Genomic DNA, 10,531 nt, shown 5'->3' with positions numbered 1-10,531 from the left:
GTGCGCGGGGGCGGCTGGCTGGGCCGGATGTCGGGGCCTGCTGTCAGGCCCTGATAGAGGGGCTGACGCAGGGGATGACATTTCGGCGGGGTGGACTATTCTCCGGCCGCGGCGGCTTCTTCATGCTCCTTGGTGATGGCCAGCGGGGCGGGCTTGCGGCCCATGGCGATCTCTATCTTGGAGATGAGGAAGAACGACAGCGTACTGACAAGGGAGCCGAAGACGATGGCCATGATGCCGTACGGTTCACCGGCCTGCTGCCACGCGATGGCGGCAACGGAGCCGAGGATGATGGAGTACAGGCCGCCGTTGACGGTGGCGTTGTTGTACATCAGGCCGAACACAAAGGCCGCGAACGGACCGGCCGCACGCATGGTAAAGGCCAGAATGAGCAGCGAGATGATGGAGTAGTTGCCAAGGGCGATGATGACGGAGCAGGTGCCGACGAACAGGATGGCGCCCTTGCTCCAGGTCATAAGGTCCTTGTCCGTTGCGTTCGGGCGGATGTAGCGCTGGAACACGTCCTTGGTGAACAGGGTGGACACGGCCAGCATGTTGCCCGAGGCGCTGGACATGGTGGCGGCGACCACGGAGGCCAGCACCACACCCGCGATGATGGTGGGCGCGAAGTGCTGCGCGGCCGTGGGCAGGGCGCTGTTGGGGTCGATGTCCGGGAAGTGGGACAGGGCCACAAGGCCGATGACCGCCGGGATAAAGCCATACAGCGCCATCAGGCAGGAGCACATGAAGGAACCCATCTTGGCGACCTTGGCATTGCGCGCGGCAAAGTAGCGTTGCACGGCTTCCTGACCGGTGGAGAAGGTCATGAAGTACATCAGGATAAGGCCGAGGATGGTCTTCCAGCCAACGTTGGTTAAGCTCATCTGGTGTGCTGGCAGAGTGGACACCAGATGGTCCCAACCGCCTGCGTTGTGCAGGATGATGGGCATTGCGACGGCCATGCCGATGGTGATCACAAGAATGTGCACGATGTCCGTGAACGCAACCGACATAAGCCCGCCCATCAGGGTGTAGGCGGTGACGACGCAGCCTGCAAGGATGATGACCTTCTGCAGTTCAATGCCCGTCACAACGTGGATGATGGTGGAGGTGGCGATGACCTGCGCCGCAGTGGCGAAGAACAGCGCGGTGATGGACAAGAAGGTCGTCATGATGTGCGAGGTCCGGCCGTAGCGGCGGCCGAGGATTTCCGGCACCGTCGTCGCCATGGATTTGCGCAGGTACGGCGCAACAAAGGAGACGAGGAAAATGCCGATGCCCGCGCTGACAACGTACCAGCCAGCGGAGAAGCCCCATTCGCCATAGGCCTTGGCCGCGACACCCAGGGTACTGCCGCCGCCGATTTCGGCGGCGGCGAGAGTCCCTGCCATCATGGCCGGGCCAAGCTGGCGACCGGCGAGGAGAAAGTCCTCGGATTCACGAATCTTGCGCTTGGCAACCCACAGGCCGATACCGATCATGCACGCCATGTAGGCGAGGATGACATAGAAAGTGCTGGTCATGGCAGGAACTCCCTCTTAGGTGTGCAGCAGTGAGCGGCTGATGGCCATGTAGCCTTCAACGGCCTTGTGCAGTTGATCAAGCTCAATGTACTCGTCGTCGGTGTGGGCCAGCGTCTCAAGGGACGGACCGTAGCCGAAGGTCTTGATGCCTGCTTCACCGGCATAGTGACTGCCGTTGGTGCAGAAGGCGTAGTGGTCGATCTTCGGGCTTTGGCCGATGCCGCGCAGCGCCTCAAGGGTGCTCTGCACAAAGGCTTCGTCCTTGCTGTATTCCCATGCGGGGAAGAACCGCTCCGCGCTGATGGTCTCGCCGGTGTGGCACGGGGCCTCATCAATGGCGAGGCTTGCCGTGGCCGCAAAGTCCGGGTCTTCGGCCTTCAGGGCGTCGATGGCGTTTTGGATGGGCTCAAGGATGCTCTCCTTGGTTTCTCCCACCAGCGTGCGGCGGTCGTAGGTGACGCGGCAGCCGGAGGGCACTACGGAAGCACCGGGATAGGGCGAGGACTTGATGTCCGTCAGGGCGTTGGTGCCCTTGCCGAGCATAGGATGCTCCGGCGGAGTCAGGGCCTCCACGCGGCGCACCAGCTCCATCATCTTATGGACGGCGTTGATGCCTTCGTCCGGAGAGGCGGAGTGGGCGGGCTTGCCCTCGGTCTCCAGCACGATTTCGGCGCGGCCACGCTGGGCAATCTTCACGTTCAGCTGCGAGGCTTCGCCAATGACAACGTAGTCCGGCTGCACGTTCTTGCTGATTTCGCGGCCGGCCACACCCTCGAAGCATTCCTCATGCACCACGCCTGCGACGTAGATTTCACCGGCGAAGTTGCGGTTCTCGGGCTTGGCCATTTCGGCGGCGGCAACGGCCATGGCGGCGACTGCGCCCTTCATGTCCGAGGTGCCACGGCCGTACATGCGTCCGTCCTCAATCTCCGCGCCAAAGGGCTTTTTGGTCCAGCGGCGCTCGTCTACGGGCACGGTGTCGATGTGGCCGTCAAAGAGGATTTTGGGGCCGGGGGCGTTGCCCTTGACGCAGCCGATGATGCTGCCGTAGCGGTCGACGGTGACTTCGTCGAAGCCCGACTCCTTCATGAAGGTTTCAAGGACGGAGACGACGCCGGCTTCCTCGCCGGAGACGCTGGGCTGTTGGATAATATCGGCGCACAGGGCGACGACGGCGTTTTTTGCTTCCTCGTGTATCACGTGCCTCTCTCCTTATTCGTCCACTTCGGGGTAGGCGCCGTACCAAGTGATGCGGCGGTACATTTCGGGGTCGGTGTCGCCTTCCGTGCTGATGACCAGAACGCGGGAAGAATCGTCCAGCTCCAGATTTTCGCGGATGGCGGCAAGCTCGGGGCGGTGCATGATGCACTCCACGATGCCGGTGGTCACTGCGCCGGACTCGCCGGAGATGACCTTGGGGTCGCTCCCCTTGGGCGCGGCCAGCATGCGCATGCCGTTGGCGGCCACCCAGTCCGGGCAGGAGATGTAGCCGTCGCTGTAATCGCGGAGGATGCCCCAGCCCACGGTGTTTGGCTCGCCGCAGGCAAGACCGGCCATGACGGTGGCCATGTCGCCCGTGACAAAGTGCGGGTCGCCGTCTGCGGCCTGCGCAGAGCGGAAGATGCAGTCCGCAAGCTCCGGCTCAACGACGACGGTCTTGGGCCTGTCGTCGCCGTAGCGCGCGGCTAAAAGGCCCTGCACGCCGCCAGCAAAGGAGCCGACACCAGCTTGCAGGAAAACATGGGTGGGACGCGCGCCTTCCTGCTCCTCGAACTGTTCCAGCGCCTCAAAGGCGAGGGTGGTGTAGCCCTGCATGATCCAGCCGGGAATCTTCTCGTAGCCGTCCCATGCGGTGTCCTGCACCATGACCCAGCCCTTTTCCTGCGAGTTTTGCCAGGCAAGGCGAACGGCGTCGTCGTAGTTCATGTCTGTGATGCTGGCGTCTGCGCCTTCGGCGCGGATGTTGTCCAGACGCGCCTTGGCCGAGCCTTTGGGCATGTAGATGACGGACTTTTGCCCCAGCCTATTGGCGGCCCAAGCCACGCCGCGGCCGTGGTTGCCGTCCGTGGCGGAGACGAATGTGATTTCGCCCACAGCCTCGCGCACCTCGGCGGAGCAGAGCTTGTCCATGCTCATCTCGGAGATGGGCGTGTCCAGCACTTCGCAGATGTGGTTGGCAATGGCGAACCCGCAGCCCAGCACCTTGAAGGCATTGAGGCCAAAGCGCTTGGACTCGTCCTTCACGTGGAAGCTGGCCACGCCAAGGTCGCTGGCGAGGGCGGGCAGGCCCACCAGCGGGGTGGGGGCGTAGCCGTCAATGGTGCTGAAAAAGTCGCGCGCCACTTTGGCGTGCTTGACGGACAGAAAGTCGACGTCGACCTTCTGTGTGGCCGCACGGGCCGTTTTGTTGGCAATGAAACGTGTTGTGCTCATGTGTCCTGAATCCTTAAAGGTCCGCGATGACTTCAATCTCGACCAGTGCGCCCTTGGGCAGTGCGGCAACCTGAACGCAGCTGCGTGCGGGATAGCCGCCGGTGAAGTATTCGGCGTAGATGTCGTTCATGGTGCCGAAGTCCTTCAGATCCTGCAGAAAAACGCCGACCCGGCAGACGTTGTCACAGGTGGCGCCAGCCTCTTTCAGGATGGCCTTGACGTTTTCAAGGCTCTGCCGTGTCTGGGCCTCGATGCCCTCGACCAATTCGCCCGTGGCGGGGTCGACCGGAAGCTGGCCGGAGACGTAGAGGGTGCCGTCCTTGATGACAGCTTGGGAGTAGGGCCCGATGGCGGCGGGTGCCGCATCGGTATTGAGTACGGTTTTCATTGTACCTCCTTGGATTTCAACGTGATGTGAAACTCTCTAAGGCAAGGAGGGTGCCAACATGGCGCGATTTTTAAAAAGGGTATGTATTCCAGAGTTTTGCGATATTCTGCCACATTTGAAAGCCCTGCTTCACTGCGACTTTGCTTCTCAAACTGAAAAATAATTCTCGTATCGAGAATAAACTTTTGCTATAGCCAAAATGCCTTGGTTGACAGGGCTTTTCATCCACTACCCCGAGGCGGAAGCCTCCATCCAGCAAAAAATGTCGTGAAAGCTATTTTCATTTTGAGAACCGGAGCCAGAGCATGATTGAGACCATTGAGCCGTCCATCCGGCGCATTGCGGAAGTTATATCCATTGTCATTGGGCTTGATGTGGAGGTGGTGAACTCCTCCTTTACCCGTGTGGCGGGGACGGGGCGCTACGCCCAGGGAGTGGGCACCAGCATCATCGATGCCGGGCAGGTCTACCGCACGGCGCGACGTTCGGGGCATCCTGTGTACGTGGAGAAGCCGCGCTTTCACCCCATCTGCAACGGCTGCAAAAAGCGCGATACCTGCGAGGAAAAGCTCACCCTGTGCGCGCCCATCATGGTGGATGGCAAGGTGGAGGGCATCATTGGCATTATCTGCTTCAATGAGCAGGACAGGGCGCGGATTCTGGAAACGCGGGATTCGTTCCTGACCTTTATCGAGCTCATGTCCAATATGGTTGCGGGGTCCATTGCGGACACCAAGCGCCTGCAAGCCATGTCGCAGACGGTGGGAATGCTGCAGGGCGTGGTGGATGCGTATTCCGATGGGGTGTTCGTGTTCGGCAGGGACGGGGAGATTACATACGTGAACTCCCACGCACGGCGCATGATGAAACTGCGGCAGGACGTTCTGCCCCGCGCGGTGGACATGACGCCCACCGGCAACACCGTGGAGGACGCCGAGGAATACGACCTGCGTTGTAACGGCGTGGAGCTGACGGTTATGGCGCGGACCGTGGAGCTGGTGGGCGACGATGCGCGGTTTGCCAAGCTGGTAATCTTTGAAAGCCAGCGCGACTATATGCGCCGGATGTCGCGTATCAGCTCGCAGCCGCACGGAGAGGGGCTTGGTGCCATCCTTGGCGAGTCTCCGGTCATTACCAAGTTGAAACAGCGCGTGCAGAGCATTGCCACGTCGTCTTCAACGGTGCTCATCACGGGCGAGAGCGGCACGGGCAAGGAGCTGTTCGCCCGCGCCATCCACAAGGAAAGCGACCGCCGCGACCAGCCGTTTATCGCCATCAACTGCGGCGCCATTCCGGATACGCTGCTGGAAAGCGAGCTGTTCGGCTACACCAGCGGCGCATTTACCGGGGCGCGCTCGTCCGGGCGGGTGGGCAAGTTTGAGCTGGCCAACGGCGGCGTGCTGTTCCTTGACGAAATCGGCTCCATGCCGCTGTATTTGCAGGTGAAGTTGCTGCGCGTTTTGCAGGAGCGCACCGTCATCCGCCTTGGCTCCAATAAGCTCATCAACATCGACATCCGCGTTATCGCCGCTACTAACGACAATTTGCAGGAGCAGATCGCCAACAACACGTTCCGCAGCGACTTGTTCTACCGCCTGAACGTCATCCCCTTTGAGATTCCGCCCCTGCGCGACAGGCTGGAGGACGTGGACATGCTGACGGAGCACTTTTTCCGCAAATACGGGGAGCGCTTCAACAAGCGCCTTGAGCACATCTCGCCGCAGTGCATGGAGATGTTGCGCAGCTATCCGTGGCCGGGGAATATCCGCGAGTTTGAGAACGCCATTGAATTTATTGTGAATATGATGCCCGCCAGCGGCGAGGTGACGCCGGACTGCCTGCCAGCTTTCCTGCACGCCATCAAAACCGACGCCCCGCGCATTGGGGTTGCCGATGATATCCGCCCGCTGGAAGAAGTGGAGCGCGAGGCCATAGCCAAGGCGCTGGATCGCTTCGGCACGTCCACCAGTGGCAAACGCCTCGCCGCCAAGCGCCTTGGCATCGGTCTGGCGACCCTGTACCGCAAAATCCAGCTGTACGGGCTGTAGGCGGGGATTGCGCGCCGCCAAGGGGGCACATCAGGACGGGTGGGCGCGCCGCCCGAAGAGGGACTCAAGGAAGGAACGCCCCCGCAGAGCATGGCTTTGCGGGGGCGTTCCTTGTGTGTGGCAGGGCGGGGGGAGCGGGGCACAACAAAAAACCCCTCCCGCCGAAGCGGAAGGGGTTTGATAATCATGGTAGCGAGGAGAGGACTTGAACCTCCGACACTGCGGATATGAGCCGCATGCTCTAACCACCTGAGCTACCTCGCCATTTTGTTGGTGTGACGTGTTCCGTCACCCGCGGAGAAGACGTCTACGCACTTCTCAGGATATTGCAAGCACTTTTTGGGAAAAAGTCCAAAAAAGTTAGTCCAGTGCCCATCCTTCGCCGTTCGGGCCGCAGGTCATGACCTGAGCGCCGGCGGCGGTGACGGCGATGGTGTGCTCAAAGTGGGCGGAGGGACGGCGGTCCTTGGTCACGATGGTCCAATGGTCCGAGAGGGTCTCCACGTCCTTGACGCCAGCATTGATCATCGGCTCAACGGCGATGACCATGCCCTGCTTGATGCGGAAGTCCGTGCAATTGCGCGAGAAGTAGTTGGGCACCTGCGGCGGCTCCCACATGCTTTCGCCAATGCCGTGCCCCACAAGGGATTCCACGACGGAGAAGCCGCAATTACGGGCGTGCTTGGCCATCTTCTTGGCGATTTTGCTCCATTTGACGCCGGGACGGATGTCTTTGATGGCGATGCGCAGGCACTCTTCGGTGGCGTCCATGAGCGCGCGCTTTTCGTCGTCAATGGTGCCAACGGCGTGCGTGCAGGCGCAATCCGCGCACCAGCCGTTAATCTTGAGGCCGATGTCCACGCTGATGAGGTCGCCGTCCGCCAGTTGGCGGGACGAGGGGACGCCGTGCACGACTTCCTCGTTCACGGACATGCAGCACGTGGCCGGGAAGGGGACTTCGCCGGGAACACCCTTGAACAGGGGAACAGCATTGTGCCCGATGATGAACTTTTCAACCTCGGCGTCGATGGCCTCGGTGGTGACTCCGGCCTCCGCCATGTCGGCGCCAATCATGTGGGCCTGCCACAGCAGCTGACCCGCCTCGCGCATCAGCGCGATCTCTGACTTCTTCTTGAGCTTCAAAGTAGCACTCCGGTTTTTTCCATACGCAAAGGGCAAGCTCATACTCCAACGTGCGGCCATGTCAACCATAGGCGGCATGAAGCCTGTATTCCCAGCCTTGCCCTCGGATTTCTGCTCCTGCGGTCCTCAGCCCGCGTTGTGCCCCTATGGTACGCGCACAAGCGCCAAGACGCCATGCCCGCGCGGAAGCGGCAGAGGACGCCGGGCCGTGTTGACACGGCGCAGTGGATGCCTATAGTTCTCGTTTGCTGGCAGGCCAAAAGCCACATCGGCCGCCAAAGTTGAACCTGTAACGCAAAGAGATAGTGCCTCATGAATCTTGAAGAACTTACTCCGTCCGGTGCGGCCCAGTCCGCGCAGGAAGCCGACACCGCCAAGGTCTTTGTCCCCAAGGGCGTCTGCTCCAAGATGATCCGGTTCGAGGTTGAAGACGGCAAGCTCCATAACGTGGAATTCACGGGCGGCTGTCCCGGCAACCTCATCGGCATTGGCCGCCTTGTGGAAGGCATGCCCCTGACCGAAGTGGCGGAGCGCCTGCGCGGCATCCGCTGTGGCCGCAAGTCCACATCCTGTCCCGACCAGCTCGTGGAAGCCATCACGCCCTACATCGAGGGCTAATACGCGCCACGCGCTGCTGACGACGCGCCTCCAAGCCCCCGGCCTCCGGGGGCTTTTCTTTTGCCCAAGGGCGCGGAGTGAGGGCGAGTGCAGGGGCCAAGCTCACGCCGTCCCCGTGGCGCAGGAGCGCGGAATCTGCTATGTGTGGAGAACGCCCCGGCCTGCGCGCTGTGCCTCCCGGCGGCGGAATCCTCCCTCAAGCACAAGGAGAGAGCGCCATGACCATCCTGACAGGCATTTTGATGCTGTTTATCCTTGTTCTTGTGTATGGCTCGCGCAATGTTTTCCTCGCCGTTGTCGTCTTTACAGGCGGTGTGGGCGCGGGGAGTATACTGCTCATTGGCGTTGGGCGTCTGTTTTTGGAGTTCGCGGGCACGGCGGGGCAGACAAATTTCCTGTCCATCACCTTGTGCGCCGTTTTGGTGCTGCTGCTCGCCGCCTCGGGAATAGGGCTTTTACGGCGCTTGCTGCGCTGGTAGTTCTTTCTTTTTCCGAATTCTTTCCATTGCCATCCATTGGCCGTAACGATCCGCCTCCGGCACTGCCGGGGGCGGATTTTTGCATTCTTGGCCGCCTTTAATTCCCCGCTTTGGCCCTGCGCCTCTGGGCGCGTCCAGCTAAAAAAAGCCCATTTTTCGCCGTGTGGGGGCGTGTTCGCCCACAGAAGGAACATGGGCGCATCTCCCCGTCCTTGCTTTTGATGCACGGATTTGCACGCGCACCTTGCGCGCCGCTGTGCGGCCTTTCTGCATATCCACCGTGGTGAATTTCCCTATGCGTCAGTGTGTTGCCCTGATTGCCGCTGCGGCGCGGCGCGGGGTATAGGCTTGTCTATATCTCGGGGTTCCAGAAATTGCACGACGGATATTTAATGCAGTCAGTACGGCACATCAATCCAGAGGCGCAATACAGATATGCAGAAAAAGAATTCACATCAGAATCGAAGATGGACCCGGCTGGAAGAAGCGGCGTTTCGCATCATGAATGCACGGGACGACGAGCTTTCTCAAATGACAGTGCAGAGCCTTGCGGATGATATCGGCATTACGCCGACGCATCTTTGCCGCCTGTACAACAAGCGGTGCGGCGAAAAGAAAAGACACCTCGCGCGGCTGTCCATTGAGTGGGAAAAGATGCGCAGGGCGCGGCGTCTTTTGGAGTGCAACAGGGAAATCCGCGTGGAGCAGGTGGGAAATCACTTCGGCATTGCCAAGGAAGAGGATTTTTGCCGCAAGTTCAAGGAGCACTTCCACGTCACACCCGGGCAATATCGAAAACACTATTTTCTGCAGAAAAAACGAGTGGAGGAGACGCAACAAGGAGAGTGCGTATGAAGTGATACCCCCATGCGGCACGTGGAGCAAAAAGCAACCGAAGGCAAATGACACCAACCCGACAAGGAGACAACACCATGCAGTATTCCATTCAGTTCGTGAACAATTCCACCAACAGTGGCGACTTCTGCGTTTTTCAGACGCCGCCGGACATGAGCAACTCCAACATCCTGTCCTTGGCGTGGCTGACCAAGCGCTGCCATCCCAAGAACTACCGCCTGAAGTTCACGTGGAGCATCGACTACAACTTCACGTGGAGCGAAGTGGGCGAGCTGATTCCCGGCGTGGTCTTTGACGCCCAGCAGCTGTGGCCCGCCGACCTCGTGACCTCCAACCACGTGGACTTCACGCGCTATGACGGTGCGTACACCTTCCTGGATCAGCGCAAGGGCGCGCAGGCTGGCAACCTCTACATCCATCAGGACGACACCATCCCGCTGCGCGAGGCCTCCGTTGGCATCGCCATGGGCGGCAAGGCGTCCTTCGCCGTGGAGGCGCAGCCCAACCTGACGGAAGTCTTCATCCCGCATCCCACCTACTGGGTGGCCTTCGGCGATTACGTGGAAGGGCAGGTGCTGGACGTTGAAACCATCACCAACAAGGCCGTGGTTGAGTTCCCGCCCAATGTCTACAACATGACGGCAACCCTTGGCGCGGACAACGCGTGGACCATCACCCCCGCGAAGTGCTAGCAGCCGCCGCGCGGCCCGGCCTGTACCGGGCCGCGCATTCCAACACGTCATAATGCCGGAGGCGCGCCACCCGGCGTCTGCGCCGGCTTGGAGGGATCATGCGAAAACTCATCGGGAGTCTGCTTGCCCTGTGTGCGCTCTCGGCGGCCTTCTATGCGTCGATTCAGGCGCAATGCTTCGATGTCGCAACCCGGAATCTGTACCCGCCGGCTGTCATCCTCGCCTACACCGAGGGCAATGGCACAAAGCTGCGCAGCGCGCTCAACACCTTTATCCATCAAAACACGACATTTGGGAGCTATGCTTCAACGTGGAATTCGCTGTTCTGGACGGACGGATGTCCCAATGCCAC

11 protein-coding genes and 1 tRNA gene are annotated in these 10,531 nt (G+C 60.7%); 6 read left to right on the top strand and 6 right to left on the bottom strand.

Annotated features, from left to right (window positions below; all coding sequences use genetic code 11):
* Nucleotides 1-95 precede the first annotated feature (95 nt).
* Genes ACY69P_RS09325 through ACY69P_RS09310 form a run of 4 tightly spaced genes read right to left on the bottom strand, consistent with a single transcriptional unit; the run spans nucleotide 96 to nucleotide 4,344 of the window.
* Nucleotides 96-1,523 (bottom strand): sodium:solute symporter family protein, encoded by a 1,428-nt coding sequence (locus tag ACY69P_RS09325; RefSeq protein ID WP_462327263.1) that lies wholly within the window; start codon nucleotides 1,521-1,523, stop codon nucleotides 96-98.
* A gap of 15 nt (nucleotides 1,524-1,538) precedes the next feature.
* Entirely contained in the window at nucleotides 1,539-2,723 is a 1,185-nt protein-coding gene (locus ACY69P_RS09320; protein WP_462327262.1) for a YgeY family selenium metabolism-linked hydrolase, read from the bottom strand.
* A 12-nt stretch (nucleotides 2,724-2,735) separates the two neighbouring features.
* Nucleotides 2,736-3,956, bottom strand: a complete 1,221-nt coding sequence (gene dpaL / locus ACY69P_RS09315; protein ID WP_462327261.1) for a diaminopropionate ammonia-lyase — start codon at nucleotides 3,954-3,956, stop codon at nucleotides 2,736-2,738.
* 13 nt (nucleotides 3,957-3,969) lie between these two features.
* Nucleotides 3,970-4,344 carry a RidA family protein gene (locus ACY69P_RS09310; protein ID WP_459899882.1) on the bottom strand — a complete coding sequence of 125 codons (375 nt, stop codon included), beginning with the start codon at nucleotides 4,342-4,344 and terminating at the stop codon, nucleotides 3,970-3,972.
* A 305-nt stretch (nucleotides 4,345-4,649) separates the two neighbouring features.
* On the opposite strand from ACY69P_RS09310, the gene ACY69P_RS09305 reads away from it, so the two are divergent.
* On the top strand, nucleotides 4,650-6,392 hold the full coding sequence (locus ACY69P_RS09305) for a sigma-54 interaction domain-containing protein (protein ID WP_462327260.1): 1,743 nt from the start codon (nucleotides 4,650-4,652) through the stop codon (nucleotides 6,390-6,392).
* A 187-nt stretch (nucleotides 6,393-6,579) separates the two neighbouring features.
* On the opposite strand, the gene ACY69P_RS09300 is transcribed toward ACY69P_RS09305, so the two are convergent.
* Nucleotides 6,580-6,656: transfer RNA gene (locus ACY69P_RS09300), tRNA-Met, on the bottom strand.
* 96 nt (nucleotides 6,657-6,752) lie between these two features.
* Entirely contained in the window at nucleotides 6,753-7,535 is a 783-nt protein-coding gene (gene map / locus ACY69P_RS09295) for a type I methionyl aminopeptidase (RefSeq protein WP_462327259.1), read from the bottom strand.
* A 312-nt stretch (nucleotides 7,536-7,847) separates the two neighbouring features.
* Between map and ACY69P_RS09290 the strand changes: the two genes are divergently transcribed.
* The 5 genes from ACY69P_RS09290 to ACY69P_RS09270 form a co-directional block, all read left to right on the top strand.
* Nucleotides 7,848-8,153 (top strand): TIGR03905 family TSCPD domain-containing protein, encoded by a 306-nt coding sequence (locus ACY69P_RS09290; protein WP_404844937.1) that lies wholly within the window; start codon nucleotides 7,848-7,850, stop codon nucleotides 8,151-8,153.
* A gap of 218 nt (nucleotides 8,154-8,371) precedes the next feature.
* Nucleotides 8,372-8,632 carry a hypothetical protein gene (locus ACY69P_RS09285; RefSeq protein WP_462327258.1) on the top strand — a complete coding sequence of 87 codons (261 nt, stop codon included), beginning with the start codon at nucleotides 8,372-8,374 and terminating at the stop codon, nucleotides 8,630-8,632.
* A gap of 435 nt (nucleotides 8,633-9,067) precedes the next feature.
* A complete protein-coding gene (locus ACY69P_RS09280; RefSeq protein ID WP_462327257.1) occupies nucleotides 9,068-9,487 on the top strand; it encodes a helix-turn-helix domain-containing protein in 420 nt (139 codons plus the stop codon).
* 77 nt (nucleotides 9,488-9,564) lie between these two features.
* The gene (locus ACY69P_RS09275) at nucleotides 9,565-10,179 is read left to right on the top strand and encodes a protein RhiA (RefSeq protein ID WP_459899891.1); all 615 of its coding nucleotides are present in this window, start codon (nucleotides 9,565-9,567) and stop codon (nucleotides 10,177-10,179) included.
* Between the two features lie 98 nt (nucleotides 10,180-10,277).
* A partial coding sequence (locus ACY69P_RS09270; RefSeq protein WP_462327256.1) for a hypothetical protein occupies nucleotides 10,278-10,531 on the top strand: 254 nt, incomplete at its 3' end.

The sequence above is a fragment of the Desulfobaculum sp. genome, assembly GCF_054921475.1.
The sequence above is the reverse complement of the archived record's forward strand: the minus strand, read 5'-3'. Positions and strand labels throughout refer to the sequence as shown.